We start from the raw sequence: 16,373 nt of genomic DNA on the forward strand, positions 1-16,373 counted from the left end.
AAGCTGTATTCACGGATTTGGAAAGTGGAATTGAAAGTGACATAAAGTTTACAATAGATAGATAAGGGAGTGAGTTAAATTGAAATATCATGACACGTGGGATTTAGAAACGGTATTTAAAGGCGGGACAAATTCTCAGGAAGTACAAACTAAAATCTCTTCTATAAAAGAAGAGATTGCACAGTATGCGAAACAGCTAGAGGGATGGAATAGTGAGCCCGCCGAAGATGCATCTGCATTGCAGGTCATATTAAAGCAGCAGGAAGTAATCGGAAAAGGTTTGGGCCAAGTGGCTACATTTGTCAATATGTGGCGAGATGCCTTTATGGATGATGAACATGCAAGTGTCGTCAACGGCCAGGTAATGGAACTGAGCAGTGAAATCCAGCAGCTCGCAACGATATTCACTAAAAAACTTGTGGCCATTACAGACGAACATTGGACTAAACTGCTGCAGGATGACGCATTAAACGAAATTAGTTTTTCTTTGAATGAAATACGGGAACAAGGCAAACGTCTGTTATCTGAAGAGGAAGAGAAGCTGATTGCTAAATTAAATAAAGACGGCATCGCTGCGTGGAGCGATTTATATAATACAGTCGGCTCTATTATGACAGTTCCTTTTCCAAACGAAGATGGCGAAACTGCTGATTTATCTATTGGACAGGCAATGAACAAAATGTATGCAGATCCAGATCCCAAAGTGCGCGGTAGACTTTTTGAGGAATGGGAAAAGGTATGGTCTAAGAATGGTCCCGTATTTGCAGACATTCTGAACCATTTAGCCGGTTACCGCTTAACATTGCAGGAAGCTCACGGCAGAGAAGGTCATTTGGAAGAACCGCTTGAATACAACCGTATGACAGAACAGACGCTGGCGGCAATGTGGTCAGCAGTCGATACGCAAAAACACAAGTTTCTTGAGTACTTAGATGAAAAAGCGAAATTATTGGGCATGGAAAAGTTGGGCTGGCAGGACGTGGACGCCCCAGTTGCGGCAGGCGAAACAAAACCCACACGTTTCACTTATGATGAGGCGGCTGATTTTATTATCGAGCACTTCGCTTCATTTGGTCCGAAACTGACGGAGTTTACCAAGCATGCACTGGAAAATCGCTGGGTTGAAGCGGAAGACCGTCCGAATAAACGTCCAGGCGGTTATTGTACGAGTTTACCTGAATTTGAAGAGTCCCGTATATTCATGACATTTACCGGATCACCAAGTGATGCCAGTACATTAGCACATGAATTAGGACATGCTTTTCACAGTTACGTTATGAAAGATTTACCTGAAATGAATCAGGGCTATGCCATGAACGTGGCAGAAACAGCCAGTACATTTGCGGAGACAATTATTGCGGATGCTACAGTGAAAAATGCGGCAACCGATGAGGAAAAAATCTCTCTTTTAGCGAATAAATTAGAAGGCGCTACGGCAATGTTTTTAAATATCCGTGCACGCTTCTTATTTGAAGATCAGTTTTATCAGGAACGTGCAAAAGGAATTGTGTCAGAGAAACGTTTGAATGAATTAATGACCGCAGCGCAAAAAGAAGCATTCGGTGATAGTCTTTCTTCTTATCATCCACATTTCTGGGCCGCCAAGCTGCACTTCTTTATCGACAGTGTGCCGTTTTACAATTTCCCTTATACATTTGGTTACTTGTTCAGCTTGGGGATCTATGCGGAATACTTGAAATCCCCTGAAGGATTTGAAGAGAAGTATATTGCCTTACTGCGAGACACTGGATCCATGAAAGTGGAAGAGCTGGCGAAGAAACATCTCGGTGCGGATATTACGAAAGAAGATTTCTGGACAGCCGGAATTGAGCTTGTCGGAAAAGATGTGGTAGAATTCATTGAGTTGACTGATCGGCTGCAGAAATAAGGTGAATTCGTACAGTATACTTTTTGATACTATACCACTTTAAAGTGCGTACTTACCTAATTGATTAATGTAGATTATAATAAAAAAGCAGTATATTTTTAGACATAAGAGGAGAAGTATAAATGATGAATATTCTAGTTGTAAAAGCAAATAACCGTCCAGCCACTGAAGCGATTTCCAGTAAAATGTATGAAACGTTCATGGCTGAATTAGAAGAAAAAAACGTAAACGTTGTAACATACGATGTATTTGAAGAGGATACGCCGTATTTTGGCCAGGAATTGTTTAACGCTTTCGGTAAAGTGCAGAACAGTGAAGAGCTGACTGATGTCGAATCACGCCTGTTGGCTGCTAAACAAAAAGCAATGGATGCCATCTCAGCTGCCGACGTTGTCGTATTTGCATTTCCATTATGGAACTTAACGATCCCTGCTAAACTGCAGACATTCATCGATTATGTCTATGCTGCAGGCTTCGCTTTCAAATATGATGCGGAAGGCAATATGATCAGCTTGATGACAGATAAGAAAGCGATCTTCTTAAATGCCCGCGGCGGTATTTATTCAGCACCTCAGACGGCTCCGATGGAAATGGCTGTTACGTATATGCGCAATGTATTTGGCGGCGTCTTCGGAATGGAAATCATCGATGAAGTCGTAATTGAGGGGCATAATGCCAAGCCGGACCAAGCAATGGAAATTATTGCTGACGGTATGGAAGAAGTGAAAGCTTCGGCAAAACGTTTGCTGGAAATGGCAGTTCACGCGTAAATCATTTATTTACTAAATGTATTACAGAAATTCAACTCTAACAAAAAAACGATATTCATCGGGCTGAGCCTGTTTGATATCGTTTTTTTTGTATGCACATATAACAGTCAGCCAATAGCTGCCTGTACACGCATTTCAGGAAAAGGGATAATTTTGGTGAATGGTTAATTCGGCAGGCGTTTATGCGGGCATGCAAAACGGTTCAGACTTTCGTTTGATTGCTTCGAACAAGAGTGGGGTAAAGCATTTTCAATGTAACTACTGGCAAAACGTCTTGATATTGGATTGCATAAGTGGGTATGGTTTGTCCATTCAGAAATATCTTCAAGGCTGTAGCTGGCTGCGATGAATAAGCCAGACGACACAGAAATAGAGCGACTTCAGGAAGAGGTTGGTTGTTTGGATTTGTAAGTATTAACCAAGTATAAGAGGCTTTCTTGTTTCTTCCTATACGAATACTTTCTCAATAATTAAAACAATCGCTGCCCCGTTCAATCTGGAGCAGCGATTTTCATATTTATTTGCCTGTTGAATAAGATGCCAACTCGGTAATTGTTTGTCCAGAACCATTTACACTTTTAATAATACCGATACCTTTTGCTAAATATTCACGTGCACCGTTAGGATGACGTAGAATCACTACATTTCGGAAACTGCCGGCTTTTACTTTAATCGTTTTGGTCGTGCTTTCTACAAGGACTCTACCGGTTGTGTACGTACCTTGTTTTAGCGGATAAGCAACATCCACGAAAATAACATCCGAATTGTTTACACCCATCATCAATTCATTTCGGCCTTCAGAATAAAGATAGCTTGAATCAGGATATAGCGGGCTGCTTTTATTGTATAGCTCTGTTAATCTGCCGTTTTTCTTTACATGGAATGTCTCTCTCTCATCATCCCAGAAAGATGGGGTATACGTAAGAATCAAGCCATCTACCGGTGTCAGACCCTTCGTGACGGTTGTCGGAGCAACTACAGGGTTTTTCTTGGATAATGCCGAACTATAGACATATCCTTTGCTTTTCCCGGCTTGTACATATGACCATCCTTTTGACGCCGATAGAACGTTCAGCTTTGTGTGGTTTTTAATCGTACCCAGCTTGGCAGCATTTTGTGCGGGTTTAGCGCGAAGAATAATATCACTTTTTGCACTAACATACATCTCGGTAGATTTTGCGGCTTCAACCGGCTGTGGAGACAGGGCCAGGAAACATCCGAAGCATAATAACATCATCATAAACACATTTTTTTTCATAATTTCACTCCTCGTTTTCTAGTAACGCATATGTAAATCGATAGACCAATATCTATCAGTAGACCTATACTCTTATATCATACTATTCAGCCAAATATAATAGCAAGCTGGTTAGCGAAAAATCCAAAGTCTTCACTGGTTTAATTTTAATTACCTGTTAATGAAAAAAGTAAATCTCTATCATGAAACTTTTATCAAAATTCTTCGTCTGTACGGTCCTTATTAGACACGTGAGGATTATAAATGAAAATAAACCATATATTTCATCTAGCTATAGCAACGGCTGTTGCAGTTCCAGCCATTATGGTACCGCTGCAGCCGTAAGCGCAAATAATGAATCTGTTTAAGGATTTGTCGAGACAGAGCCCATAAAGCAATTGGAGATCGGGAGTTCTGTAACAGTACAGACTGTAAGCAAAAGTTCGCCGTTAATATCCGGACGAAACAGGCAGAAGAACATTTTGTGCGTATGATATACGGAGAAGAAGGATTGCAGAGGCATCAGGCGCAGTGGAAAAACAATAAATAAAGGTATCCGTGCACGATTCATTCAGAATATGATCTTGCGCAGGTACCTTTTACTATATAATGAAAGGAGAATAAATACAGATGCCCGTAAAGGAGTGAAAAGACATGGAAAGTTACATAGTGATGCAAGGGCGCACCTACCACGAAGAGAAAGAATTAGGTATCCTCTTTTCATTGCAGCAGGACAGTATAGGCAATGTTCATCATTTCTGGGAACGGATGAAAGAAGTAGTCGAGGGGGATCGTATTTTTCATTATGTTAAAGGGGATATTGTGGCAATCAGTGTAGCGAAGTCGGGATATAGAGAAGAATACAAGCCAATTACTATCCCGCTTCCCGACAGTGAAAACGCGAAAGGCTATTTAGTGGAGGTCGAGTACTATGAACTTGATAAGCCGTTAATGATCGCTGATTCTTTTGATGAAATCCTTCCGCTCCTGCCAAAATTGTATTCTCCGTTTCAAGATAATGCCAATGGCAATCAGGGCTATCTTTATCCGTGCAATGAAGAACTTACAATCAAACTGGTCGAGCTGATTGCGGATCTGAACATTTACGAAATCGATGAAGAACAGTTGGAATTTGTGATGGGCACGGTGCAAAAGACTGAACACGATTTTCTAATTCCACTTCTTGCTGAAACCGAATCAGAAACGAAAACTAAAGTAAGAGTAGGACAACAGCGATTTCGAAAAGATCTCTTGCCGCTATGGCATGATCAATGTGCACTGTGCGAAATAAAGCTGCCGGAACTTCTTCAAGCAAGTTATGCAAAACCTTGGAAAGACTGCACAGCCAGTGAACGCATCAATCCTAACAACGGCATTCTGCTCTGCCGTAACCACGATGCCCTTTATCAGAACGGGCACATTGCATTTGACGGGCAAGGCAAGATCCATATTTCAACTGCAATACCTGAAGAAGACTACGAAAAGTACGGTCTTCACACAAAGTTGAGAGTAAACAGAACCGAGAACAACAAGCCTTATCTGAAATGGCATAAGAAGCATATATTTAAACAGTGAAAAGAAAATGGTGCCTGTGCACCAAACAATCGCGTTTGTTTAAACATTCACGATTATTTAAATAAACAGGAAAGTTGAAAATTTCCTGTTTGTTTCGCACACAGGCACCCATGCGTTTATTTGTCATTCATCTTTACATAAGTATATTTCCAGCCATTGATCTGCCTGTTCTTTTGAAGAGACTTCTCCATTCAACTGGCTTGCTTCGAGATTCAGCAAAAGTTCAGAAAAAAGAGGACCGGGTTTAATCCCTGCTTTCATCAAATCGGCACCTGTCAAGTATTTCTTCAGGCTTCGCCTCTTCTCTAAATAGTCTCGGACTGCCTGCTGTTCTCCTGTGCCCACAGCCAAAATAAACAAGATGGCTTCATTAGAAAAGGCGTGTAAAAAGAAATGCAATTCACCTGCGTGCTGTGTCTGTTTCCACTTTTCATTTCCTAACAGATCTTTGATTTCTTCAATCAGTTTCCGCTCCGGCTTCGTCAGTGCAAATCTTTCCGCCGCGTACAATTTGGAATCGCAATAAAACGGGATTAAAAAGTAATTGAACCAGACAGGCTGTTCTTTCTCACCGTACAGTTTCTGCACTGCTTCTGCAGCTGTACAGGAAGATTCCATTCGATCCGACTTAACGCCGAATTGCTGCCAGACATTCAGTTCAAAAAGACGGCGGATGACTTCCGGCGGTCTGCCTTCTTTAAACAAACGTATCATTTCCTCATTAATACGCTGTGTTGTCAACTGTTTCATTTTGTCGATGGACTCCAAGGCCAACTTTTCAGTCTGCTCGTCCATCGAAAATCCGAAACGGCCTTCAAAGCGGATGGCCCGGAATATACGAGTCGGGTCTTCGACAAAACTGAGATTGTGAAGAATTTTAATTGTTTGTCTTTGAAGATCATATTGTCCGCCGAACGGGTCAATCAATTCACCGAAGGATTCTTCGTTGAGCCGGATTGCCATCGCGTTGATTGTGAAATCACGCCGCTGCAGATCATCTTCCAGGACGGACTTTTCAACTTCAGGCAAGGCAGCTGGCTGTTCATAGTACTCCAGTCTTGAAGATGTAACATCAATCGACAACCCTGTCGGATGAGTCCAAGTTGCAGTTCCGAAGCTTTCATGCTCGAGCACTACTCCGCCATAAGCTTTTTGTAACCCTCTTGCCAAATGAATTCCATCACCTTCAGCCACAATATCAATATCATCATTTGGTCTGTTCAGCAAAATATCCCGAACAATCCCGCCGATTAAATAAACTGGCATACTCATTTTACTTGCAGTTTTGCCGATTTCCTTCAGCAGCCGGCAGACATCTTCAGGCAGCTGTTTATTCATTTTTTCAGCAAGTTCTATTGCTGTCAGGCCTTCTTCGATGATTTTATCCGCAAGAACATCACTATACAGTACTTCGATAATATTGGACCTCGTCACAATTCCCACAAGTTCTCCATCTGCGATAACGGGCAGGCGTCCGATATTATGCGCAATGACAAGCTCCTGAATTTCTTCCAATGAAGCATCCAGCCCTATTGTATACACTTTGGTTGTCATATACGCCTTCACCGGCGCATGCCCCAGCCCATGATGATTGGCTTTATCCAGGTCCCGTCTGGTGATGAGCCCGGTTAAATGGCCATTTTCAACAATTGGATAACCTGAATGCCCGTAGCGGTACATGAGACGGCCGGCCTCTTCAATCGTTGTGTCGGGAGAGAGTGTCTTTACAGGACTGCTCATCAATTCTTTTGCAGTGATTGCAGGTTTCAGCATCAGATGTAAATCGTCGATCAGCTGGCTGACAATTGCTTCCTTGTCACCTTTTTTTACCGTGGCCGAGCCAGCGTGCTGATGTCCGCCGCCTCCAAGCTTTTTCAAGATAGGCAGCAGCGTGATCCGTTCGGAATTGGCACGTCCGACCACAACGACAGTCGTTTTCATTTTGACGACGGCAATTGCCGCATCCGTCCCTTTGACGCCGAGCAGTTTACTCGTCAGCAAAGCGAGTCCATTTTGGAATTTTTCCAGTTCAAATGTGGAAACCGCGATCTCCAGTCCGTCTATTTCATGGATTTCCGTATGGGACAGGAGATTGTCCAATAAATGCTGCTGTTCCGTTGTCAGCGTTTGTTCTGAAAAACGCTGGACTATTTCCATATTCATTCCTTGTCCCAGCAGATAGGACGCCATTTGAAAATCACGTGTTGTCGTATTGTTATACGTGAAATTCCCCGTATCCGTGTAGATCCCCAGCCCGAATAAAGACGCTTCAAACCTCGAGACAGGCAGCCCGCGTTTTTGAATCTCTTCCAAAAGCAGCGTGACGGCAGCCCCTGTCAGTTCTACAACTCCTTCATCATACTGAACATCTTTTTCACCTTTCGGATGATGATCATAGACAATAATATTTCGTGTTTTCGGATCAAAGTCCTGTGGAAGACTGCCGATCCGGGACAGTGACGCGACATCGACAATAATCATTTCCGTCACTTGTTCCCATTTGATATGCGCACTTGCAATGAAGTCAAACATGTCCCGGTAAATATTCAAAAAGCGCTGCACCCGGGTTTCCAGCTTATCGGAAATCACCAGCTGCGCTTCGGGATAGATCTTTTTTGCCGCAATCATGGAGGCAAGTGCGTCAAAGTCGGTGTTTACATGTGATATAATAATTTGCAATTACAGTTCCTCCTTTTAAATGAATGAAACGCGTAGAATATGAAATATTTTCATTCGTATTATATAGAAATATCTTCTTAGTAAAGATAGCGGATAGTTCTATTCTACAACAACATCTTGTTTCATTACCGGTAAAACTTTCCGACAAATTTGAAATGCTGTCGTTGTGCCCTATACGCATGCAACTCTATAAAATGAAAAAGGAGAATAGTAGATATGTCCTATTCCGTACAACTGATAAAAAAAGATGAGCAAATAACGAAAGAATGGTCTGGCGGCGATACTACGCAGCTAGCCATTTATCCTGAAGATGCACAATATACCAAGCGAAATTTTTTGTGGAGAATTAGTACAGCCCAAGTTGAAGCAGAAGAATCTGATTTCACACCGCTGCCTGATATAGACAGACTAATTATGGTGATCGAAGGGGAAATGACACTGCAGCATGAAGGACATCACCGCGTCCATTTAACGCCTTATGAACAGGATCGGTTCAATGGTGGATGGACTACGCGGAGTTATGGAAAAGTGCGTGATTTCAATCTCATGCTGGGAGAAGGCTGCGACGGTGAACTGGACGCCATTACGATTGAAAAAGACAGTCATTACGAAACAGTCAGTTCAAATGCGGATAAACGCCAAATTGTTCAGGCTTTTTATTGTGTAAGCGGCCCGGTTTGTCTGCTGGTTAATGATAAGGAAGAGTTTGATGCAGAGAACGGTGATTTATTTCTGATGCACAGCGAGGGTTTGGACAGGGGTATTACTATCAAAGTTTTCAATAAAGCTGATGTCGAAGCGAAAGTTATTAGAGCCGGCGTGGTACCGAATGACTGAACCAGAAAAATCGCTGTCCCGAGAAAAGTGGGGACAGCGATTTTTTATTGTTTATTTTCCAGCCTTTACAGATACCAACTCGGTGATAATTTTTCCGTTGCCGGCAGTACTCTTAATTATCCCGATACCTTTAGCAAGATACTCCCGGGAGCCGTCAGAGTAACGAAGAATGACGACATTTCGGAAACTGCCGGCTTTTACTTTTATCGTTTTTGTTGTGCTCTCTACCAGGACCCGCTCTTCTTCTGTGAAACCCATCTGCGTTGTATACGTACCTTGTGTTAAAGGATAAGGAACATGTACGAAGAGGAAGTCTGAACTGGATACCCCCATGATCAGCCCATATTGATCTTCAATATATGTGAAGCTGGACAATTCCGGATAAACTGGGCTCTTCTTATTGTATAAAAAAGTGTACTCATCTTCTTTTTCCACATAGAATTTCTCCCTCTTATCTTCGAGAAAAGATGGTGAATAGGTGAGGATTAATCCATTCACAGGTGTCAATCCCTTTGTGACAGTGGCGGGTGCAGCGTTTTTCTTGGATAACGCCGATGTATACACATAACCTTTAGATTTCCCGGCTTGGATATATGACCATCCGTTTGAGGAAGATAAGACGGTTACGCTTGAATAGTTTTTAACAGTACCCAGCTTATCGGCATGTTGAGCTGGACTTGCACGCAAAAAGATATCTCCCTTTGCATTTACATGCATTTCTGTTGTCTGTGCTGCCGAAGCAGTTTGTGATGGTACTGTGCAGAAGATGCCAAGTAACAGCAGCATCATGATCGATATTAGTTTTCTGATTTCCTTCACTCCTATTAATTGTCCCATACATGTAAGTCTATGCAGTTAACCGCATTACTAGAACAAGTTTTAGAAATAAAACAACAAAACAAAAGCCGATTCGCAATGAATGGGCTTTTTACGTAGATTTTTTTACTTTTTCAGCACGCGGCCAGAAAAAATAAGAAAGAGAGATTGCGACGTCAATGGCTGCAACCAAAGCCCAAAGTTTCAGCATCTGCAACAAAGCCTCCGTTTTATCGGCATCTGCAACAAAATAAATCATCCCCGCAAGAAAAGCGCCTCCGATTATAAATGCCAGCACATGCTGCAGGGAACCTTTCAAGGAATGCCGTGCATGCGCATAGCCCGTTTTCTTTTGGGGTTTTGTGCCCTGCTTCTTAATGTAATAAAGAAAGCGTTCGTCCGCCCACTGAATCATGCTTTTACCAAATGCGACGGAGATTCCCAGATAAATTGCAGCAATGGCATGAACTTGGGTCGCTGTGGCGCCATTGTACATATCTGTGGCGGTTACGATAATCAATAGCAGGTCAATGACTGGAGTCAAGGCCAGAAAAAACAATCCAAGGCGTTTTTTATTAAAGAAATAACGCGTAATAAGTCCCGTCAAGATGACCACCCAAAAGCCTATTTCACAGGCAACAATCGTCCAAGCAATGAAATTCATCCTATCACCTCTTTATTTAATACAGTTGTATTGTTTTTATTATCGTATCACGGCAAACCTTTCAATACAACTGTATTGTTATAAAACAAATTGTAGACTATACTAGTTATATGGCAAAACAAGTAAATTATGAAGAGCGTAAAGAATTAATTGCACAGGCGATGTGGCGTGTCATTTTGGATAAAGGGATGGAAGGGGCGTCAGTACGGAATATTGCGGAGGAGGCAGGGCTCTCGCTTGGAGCGCTGCGTCATTATTTTTCGACCCAGGATGACTTGCTGGTCTATGCAATGACGCTCGTGCAGAAAAGAGCGACTGCCCGAATTGAAGCAGTTGCCAGACAAAAACTGCCGCCAAAAGAAATGGTACTGGCGGTGCTTTACGAGATCGTGCCGCTGAATGAAGAAACGCGGGCAGAGATGGAAGTCTGGTTTGCTTTCATTGCGTATGTGAATCATCGAAAAGAGGAGCTGCCGATACCGGATGACAGTATTCGGGAGGGGGCTCAAAAAGTGATAGATTATTTGAATGGATCGGCTATATTAAAAGACGGCCTTGATTTGGATTTGGAAGTGGAGCGACTCTATTCATTAATCGACGGAATTGCGATCCATGCACTGCTGGAACCTGAGCGGCTTGATGCGGAAAGGGTTCGGAAAACCATTCGATATCATATTGAATCGCTGTGCATTCCGGCGCTATTTTAAGAAGCTATACCCAAACTGGAGGAAATGCATATGAGCAGAGTAGAAATCATGATGGAAATGAAGAAAAAGATAGAAGAAAATCCTTCCTTGGCAATCAGCGAGTGGCAAGGGATTTGTAAATATGTGGTAGGTGAGCTCGTTTCATTGGAAGTGAAAGATCTGCAGGAAATGAACTTCAAAGGTTTACTGAAGCCCGGAGAAGAGCGGGTGATGCCGGTTGAACTCATGGTCGCTGCCGCAGCCAGCAGTTTTGGCGTAATCTTTCATATGGAAGCTTTCAATCAGGGAATCACAGTGGATTCCGCAGAAGTGGTCTTTTACGGGACTGTCAACAAGGCGGAATACTTGGGAATCAAAGAAGGCAACAGCGGGATAACGAAGCCGATGATTACTTTGAAGGTGCATTCATCTGCATATAAAGGAAAGGTAGCCGAAGTCGCAGCCATTGCGGCAGAGCGCTCGCCGATTCTGTCTAGTCTGACTGAGCGCGTAAAGCTCCATATCATATAATTTCCGTATAAATGTTTAGAGACCCCTTTTTAAGAGAATTGTATACATATAGGAGGTCGATATATTATGACAATTGATTACAAGGATCACGGAAAAGAACCATATGTGCTGAACATTGAGGAAGCTACTTTGAAAAATGAAAATTTCCGGACAACGATTTGGACGGGTGATAAAATTCAGGTGACAGTCATGAGTATTCAGCCGAATGATGATGTCGGTCTGGAGATCCATCATGGAATTGAGCAATTTCTGCGTGTGGAAGAAGGCAAAGGGCTTTGTCAGATGGGACCGAAAGAGGATCAGTTGGATTTCGAGCGCAAAGTCTCCGATGATGACGTCATTATCGTTCCGGCAGATACGTGGCACAACATTACGAATACGGGCGATAAGCCGTTAAAACTGTATTCCATCTACGGAACGCCTGATCATGTAAAAGGCACGGTGCATAAAACGCATCAGGACGCAGAAAATGATCCGAATGAATAACGTTCTTTCGGAAGCAGTGCAATCTGCATAAAATAGAAACGGCCCCAAAAGTCGAGCGAGAAGACTTTTGGGGCCGCTTTTTATGTAGCGGAATAAGGGGGAAACTTCTGCTGTGCCAAGCAGAAAATTGCTGTGCAACTTTCTGCAATTTGATCATTCAATACAGGTTTGTGATCATAGACTCCGCGTGCACGCTCATAGCGCCCGGCCAACTGCTCATACAGTCCCCGCGCGTGATCATAGCATCCGCAAACTTGATCATATTCGTCCCGCGGGTGATCATAGCGTAATTTTTATTCTTCTTGGAATCTTGATGGCAGCCCCCCGCGCGCCAAAACAGCGCTCAAACGCGCGAAAGCCGCCGTTGCGCGCACCAAAGTAGGATGCTCGCGCGCGTAAGTCAAGTTTTGCCGCACCAAAACACCTCTGCTGCGCGCCAAAAGCCGGCCGCAGCGCACGTTTCATGACATTTCGCAAAAGTCTACACCATCAAAAACCCGCCGCTGACGCTAATGCATTCTCCGTTTACGAAACTCGAATCATCGGAGGCCAGGAAAGAAACAACCGACGCCACTTCTGCGGGATTTCCCATGCGGGCTGCCGGTGTCAGCATTGTAGCCATTCGTTTGACATCTTCCGGCAGATCTCTTGTCATGTCGGTATTAATTTGTCCTGGAGCAATCGCATTCACAGTAATCTGCTTGCTGCCATTTTCTTTAGCCAGCGTTCTCGTCAATCCGATGACACCGGCTTTGGACGCACTGTAATTGGCCTGCCCCATATTGCCCCAGCTGGAAGAGGAGGAAACGTTGACGATTTTTCCGTATTGCTGATCGCGCATGCCGGGGATTACGGCCTGGCAAGTGTAGAACATGCTGTTTAGATTCACATCCATGACCGAATTCCATTGCTCTGCCGTCATCTTATGGAAGAATGAATCCCGCGTGATACCTGCGTTATTCACCAAAATATCAACCCTGCCGAACTGCTCATAAATGGCAGAAAATGTTTCTTTCACTTCGGCGGCATCCGCCACGTTGCACTTCCAGACACGGGCTCTTTCCCCAGAACCATCCAGTTCTATAGCTGTCTGTTCAAGTTTCTCTAAATTCACATCCAACATGGCGACCGAAGCGCCGTCTGCCAGCAGCCGCTCCGCAATTTTCTCGCCGATCCCCTGAGCCGCCCCCGTGACGACTGCCACTTTATTCGATAATTTACCCATCTTCCACACTCCTTGTTATATTAATAGAATAGTAAGGTAACTTTACCATAAATGAATGGTGATTCATACTGATTAAATATTTTCGTGTGGTGTATAATTTCAATAGGAGATGATAAAATGACCATCAGCAGAAAAGTTTATTTACAGAAAATCATTACATTGCACGAGCGGCTGATTATTGCTTCAGAGGAATACGAAAATATTTCTGAGGAATTCATTCAGCAGGGGAATTTGGATATTCCTTCAATGAAGGAGCAGTGGCTGAAGAAAGTCGTAGAATTTAAGCAAATTAAAACGGAGATGAACGGCCTGGAAATTCCTGCTGCGTTTGAAAAAGAAGGCGGCGCACTGAAAGAAGCATACGAAATCTACGTCAGCTGTGTGGAAGAAAAAACGCAGAAATTCAGTGTGGAAACGATGGAAAGCGGTGAACTGGACGCCATTCAGGAGGCAGAAGTGCAGGCGGCTGAAGAAATGGAAGAGTTGATGGAAGCGATGTTTGAAAAGTGAAATTATAAGAGCAAAGACTGCAGACAAATCTTCACAGAGTTTGTCTGCAGTTTTTTGTCGTTTTCGAGCTTTCAAAAAAGTTGAAACTAATTCCGGATATTTCCGTCTGTACGTTGCCTAATTGAAAACAGGAGTAAAAACACCCGTTTATGTACTTCTGAATATGAAAGGCATCGGAGTGGATTTTATATGTTGGGAATCTTATTCAAAAAAATGCGGAGTCTTCTTTTCATCATCTTGCTATTTACTTTACTCATTTTCATCGGACTGCCCCGGCTGAATTTCGGTGCAGAATTTCAAACACAGCGTTTTTCGGATATAGACAATACATTTTGGGCAAAAGAGGAAGTTACCCGGCTGGCGGAAGAGGGAATCATCACGGGTTATCCTGACCTTCAATTTAGACCAAACATCAACATTACACGCGGGCAGGCAGCTAATTTATTGGCCAATGCATTAAACATGCCAGAAACGCCATATCAGCCTGTATTTAAAGACGTCACACCAAAATCTGCCTATTTACTCGGAGCGATGGCCATGTATCAGGAAAACATATTTACCGGAAATCCGGACGGCACATTCGGAGCCGGCGATCTCCTGACACGTGAGCAAATGGCGAGTGTCATCGTCCGGGCATTTGACTTACAAGATACGGGGGCCGCTGCCATCTTTAAAGATGACCGGGCAATCAGTGTTTCTCACAAAGATAACGTGAAAATCCTGCAACAGCATGGAATTACCACGGGGAAAGCGGATGGGTCATTTGATCCGAAGTCACCTGTAACGAGAGGGACATTCGCAGTATTCATACATAGGGCAATGATTCAATCGGGCGCATTGGCGGAGAGAAAAGCCGTTACGTTCCATGAAACAGAAACGATTGGAGAATTTGATTTCATTTCAGATACTGAACAATTTTTAGTATTGCCGCTGGCTGACGACCGTAAAACGTATCTGCGTTCCGACCAACCTTTACAACTGCTGACAAAACAAACGCAATCCTACCCGCATGCAACAGATCAAATATACAAATATGGTGTGGGCAGGCTGGAATCCGTTATGTTGACGGTAACCAAACGAGAGCTGCCGAACGGTGATTACTTCGTATTCGCCGAGTTGCGAAATCCGCAGGCTGTTCCGGTGCGGGCGGATCTAATCCAAATTGAAGAAGGGGTAACGTCAAGTACACTTGAGTCATTTGATAAATATCCCATGAAAAAAGAAACGGATGAAACGTTTGGGGCTGATTTGACGACGGTTCCAGCCGGTATGCTTGAAACAGCAGCAGAAGAGGGTATGAGTCAGGAAATGATCGGGAAATCCTACCGTTCCCGTGAATTAGAGATGAAGTACGCTCAAGGCGCATCAAGCCATACCCGTGAATTGCTGGATGAAAAGGATGTGTACAGCAGTATTTTATTAGGAACTACGCGTGTCTCTGTAGTTGAATTGGCTTCACAGGGCCGGGACATCATCGATCAATGGACTTTGTCTTCTCCCAATAAGCTGTTTTCGACAAATGAACGCAGAGACGCCTGGATGCATGAATCGGTCATGAACTATAAAAAACGGAATAATTGGTATACCGCTGCGGGAGCCTTCAATAAAATGGCTGTCACCATCGAACCGATGCCCGCTTCAGGAAACGGCTACGGCCGCAATTTATTATTAATGAAAGAAGACCGCGTCATGCTGCTGTACAACGAGACAAAGGAACGCTACTACGAAGATCTGCTGCATAATTCATTCACCAATTTAGCGAAATTCAGAGGAAATAATACGTTCTGGGAAACGGAAGTGACAAGCACCTATCTTAAGGACTTATATGACATCACCGCCCCCTTTGTAGATACCCGTTTTAATGAGCAGATTGCGCTGTTCCTGTACAAAGGCGGAAAAGCTTTTGGACATTCAGATTACAATGAAGGCTTACGAAACTATGCCGATTTGCTCGTTCAGCAGAAGGAACAGGGAAACGTCACTGCAGTGAGTTCAGATGCCTATTATATACCCGATTACTTCCCGGCGGAGCAGAAAGTGCGCACGCATACTTCCATGAATCATCTGCTCGGCGGGATGAATATTCTTTTATTGGCCTATCAGGAGTTTGGAGAACCTGTCTATTTGGAGACGGCCAGTGCGATTGAGCAAGCGATTCAGCTGGAAGAGAAGGCGTGGATCAGGGATGACGGAGACATCTGGTATAAACGTGCACCTGACGGGGAGTTTGCCGGCAGAGACTATACACATTTAACACTGGAAGATTTAATTTACTCCTATGAAAACTGGCTGGCTGCAGATAAGACAAAATCAGCTGTATTTGAGCGGATGATTCGTTCAAAAGCCGGCTATATGAATGAAAACAGAAAAGGGTATACTGTGAAGATTAAAGAAGGTTTGGAACGAATCCATATGTCCGGCTTGCTGCCTGCAGGAATAGAGCATACCGACGCACTTTGACGCAAAACG

The 16,373-nt window shown here is 43.5% G+C and carries 14 protein-coding genes; 9 read left to right on the forward strand and 5 right to left on the reverse strand.

The window, feature by feature from the left end; all coding sequences use genetic code 11:
* The first annotated feature begins 79 nt into the window (after nucleotides 1-79).
* Nucleotides 80-1,888, forward strand: a complete 1,809-nt coding sequence (locus GDZ68_RS04870) for a M3 family oligoendopeptidase (RefSeq protein WP_153721137.1) — start codon at nucleotides 80-82, stop codon at nucleotides 1,886-1,888.
* 125 nt (nucleotides 1,889-2,013) lie between these two features.
* A complete protein-coding gene (locus tag GDZ68_RS04875; RefSeq protein ID WP_153721248.1) occupies nucleotides 2,014-2,658 on the forward strand; it encodes an FMN-dependent NADH-azoreductase in 645 nt (214 codons plus the stop codon).
* Nucleotides 2,659-3,175: 517 nt separating this feature from the next.
* Here GDZ68_RS04875 and GDZ68_RS04880 read toward each other — a convergent pair.
* Nucleotides 3,176-3,916, reverse strand: a complete 741-nt coding sequence (locus GDZ68_RS04880) for an SH3 domain-containing protein (RefSeq protein WP_153721138.1) — start codon at nucleotides 3,914-3,916, stop codon at nucleotides 3,176-3,178.
* A 633-nt stretch (nucleotides 3,917-4,549) separates the two neighbouring features.
* On the opposite strand from GDZ68_RS04880, the gene GDZ68_RS04885 reads away from it, so the two are divergent.
* Nucleotides 4,550-5,470: an HNH endonuclease gene (locus GDZ68_RS04885; RefSeq protein ID WP_153721139.1), complete on the forward strand. Its 921-nt coding sequence runs from the start codon at nucleotides 4,550-4,552 to the stop codon at nucleotides 5,468-5,470.
* A gap of 123 nt (nucleotides 5,471-5,593) precedes the next feature.
* On the opposite strand, the gene GDZ68_RS04890 is transcribed toward GDZ68_RS04885, so the two are convergent.
* Entirely contained in the window at nucleotides 5,594-8,149 is a 2,556-nt protein-coding gene (locus GDZ68_RS04890; protein WP_153721140.1) for a CBS domain-containing protein, read from the reverse strand.
* A 216-nt stretch (nucleotides 8,150-8,365) separates the two neighbouring features.
* Here GDZ68_RS04890 and GDZ68_RS04895 point away from each other — a divergent pair, with 216 nt between their 5' ends.
* The gene (locus GDZ68_RS04895; RefSeq protein ID WP_153721141.1) at nucleotides 8,366-8,986 is read left to right on the forward strand and encodes a HutD/Ves family protein; all 621 of its coding nucleotides are present in this window, start codon (nucleotides 8,366-8,368) and stop codon (nucleotides 8,984-8,986) included.
* Nucleotides 8,987-9,037: 51 nt separating this feature from the next.
* Here the strand turns inward: GDZ68_RS04895 and GDZ68_RS04900 are convergent, their stop codons facing one another.
* Together GDZ68_RS04900 and GDZ68_RS04905 are read right to left on the reverse strand one after the other, a co-directional pair.
* Nucleotides 9,038-9,823 (reverse strand): SH3 domain-containing protein, encoded by a 786-nt coding sequence (locus GDZ68_RS04900; protein WP_153721142.1) that lies wholly within the window; start codon nucleotides 9,821-9,823, stop codon nucleotides 9,038-9,040.
* A 91-nt stretch (nucleotides 9,824-9,914) separates the two neighbouring features.
* Nucleotides 9,915-10,466 (reverse strand): hypothetical protein, encoded by a 552-nt coding sequence (locus GDZ68_RS04905; protein ID WP_153721143.1) that lies wholly within the window; start codon nucleotides 10,464-10,466, stop codon nucleotides 9,915-9,917.
* A 110-nt stretch (nucleotides 10,467-10,576) separates the two neighbouring features.
* Here GDZ68_RS04905 and GDZ68_RS04910 point away from each other — a divergent pair, with 110 nt between their 5' ends.
* The 3 genes from GDZ68_RS04910 (at nucleotide 10,577) to GDZ68_RS04920 (ending at nucleotide 12,169) form a co-directional block, all read left to right on the forward strand.
* Nucleotides 10,577-11,173, forward strand: a complete 597-nt coding sequence (locus GDZ68_RS04910; RefSeq protein ID WP_153721144.1) for a TetR/AcrR family transcriptional regulator — start codon at nucleotides 10,577-10,579, stop codon at nucleotides 11,171-11,173.
* Between the two features lie 30 nt (nucleotides 11,174-11,203).
* Nucleotides 11,204-11,683 carry an OsmC family protein gene (locus GDZ68_RS04915; protein WP_194841061.1) on the forward strand — a complete coding sequence of 160 codons (480 nt, stop codon included), beginning with the start codon at nucleotides 11,204-11,206 and terminating at the stop codon, nucleotides 11,681-11,683.
* 66 nt (nucleotides 11,684-11,749) lie between these two features.
* Complete coding sequence (locus GDZ68_RS04920; protein ID WP_153721146.1) at nucleotides 11,750-12,169, forward strand: cupin domain-containing protein; 420 nt, start codon at nucleotides 11,750-11,752, stop codon at nucleotides 12,167-12,169.
* 481 nt (nucleotides 12,170-12,650) lie between these two features.
* Here the strand turns inward: GDZ68_RS04920 and fabG are convergent, their stop codons facing one another.
* Complete coding sequence (gene fabG, locus GDZ68_RS04925; protein ID WP_153721147.1) at nucleotides 12,651-13,394, reverse strand: 3-oxoacyl-ACP reductase FabG; 744 nt, start codon at nucleotides 13,392-13,394, stop codon at nucleotides 12,651-12,653.
* 117 nt (nucleotides 13,395-13,511) lie between these two features.
* Between fabG and GDZ68_RS04930 the strand changes: the two genes are divergently transcribed.
* Together GDZ68_RS04930 and GDZ68_RS04935 are read left to right on the forward strand one after the other, a co-directional pair.
* Nucleotides 13,512-13,904, forward strand: a complete 393-nt coding sequence (locus GDZ68_RS04930) for a hypothetical protein (RefSeq protein ID WP_153721148.1) — start codon at nucleotides 13,512-13,514, stop codon at nucleotides 13,902-13,904.
* Nucleotides 13,905-14,093: 189 nt separating this feature from the next.
* The gene (locus tag GDZ68_RS04935; protein ID WP_153721149.1) at nucleotides 14,094-16,364 is read left to right on the forward strand and encodes an S-layer homology domain-containing protein; all 2,271 of its coding nucleotides are present in this window, start codon (nucleotides 14,094-14,096) and stop codon (nucleotides 16,362-16,364) included.
* Nucleotides 16,365-16,373 lie beyond the last annotated feature (9 nt).

Origin of the sequence: Sporosarcina cascadiensis (assembly GCF_009650995.1) — a bacterium.
Lineage (GTDB): Bacteria > Bacillota > Bacilli > Bacillales_A > Planococcaceae > Sporosarcina > Sporosarcina cascadiensis.

Bases quoted from the DNA above. Each gene is read 5' to 3' on its own strand.
- GDZ68_RS04900 (WP_153721142.1), bottom strand. From the start codon at position 9,823: ATGGGACAATTAATAGGAGTGAAGGAAATCAGAAAACTAATATCGATC.
- GDZ68_RS04875 (WP_153721248.1), top strand. From the start codon at position 2,014: ATGAATATTCTAGTTGTAAAAGCAAATAACCGTCCAGCCACTGAAGCG.
- fabG (WP_153721147.1), bottom strand. From the start codon at position 13,394: ATGGGTAAATTATCGAATAAAGTGGCAGTCGTCACGGGGGCGGCTCAG.
- GDZ68_RS04895 (WP_153721141.1), top strand. From the start codon at position 8,366: ATGTCCTATTCCGTACAACTGATAAAAAAAGATGAGCAAATAACGAAA.
- GDZ68_RS04930 (WP_153721148.1), top strand. From the start codon at position 13,512: ATGACCATCAGCAGAAAAGTTTATTTACAGAAAATCATTACATTGCAC.
- GDZ68_RS04915 (WP_194841061.1), top strand. From the start codon at position 11,204: ATGAGCAGAGTAGAAATCATGATGGAAATGAAGAAAAAGATAGAAGAA.
- GDZ68_RS04910 (WP_153721144.1), top strand. From the start codon at position 10,577: ATGGCAAAACAAGTAAATTATGAAGAGCGTAAAGAATTAATTGCACAG.
- GDZ68_RS04920 (WP_153721146.1), top strand. From the start codon at position 11,750: ATGACAATTGATTACAAGGATCACGGAAAAGAACCATATGTGCTGAAC.
- GDZ68_RS04935 (WP_153721149.1), top strand. From the start codon at position 14,094: ATGTTGGGAATCTTATTCAAAAAAATGCGGAGTCTTCTTTTCATCATC.
- GDZ68_RS04905 (WP_153721143.1), bottom strand. From the start codon at position 10,466: ATGAATTTCATTGCTTGGACGATTGTTGCCTGTGAAATAGGCTTTTGG.
- GDZ68_RS04885 (WP_153721139.1), top strand. From the start codon at position 4,550: ATGGAAAGTTACATAGTGATGCAAGGGCGCACCTACCACGAAGAGAAA.
- GDZ68_RS04880 (WP_153721138.1), bottom strand. From the start codon at position 3,916: ATGAAAAAAAATGTGTTTATGATGATGTTATTATGCTTCGGATGTTTC.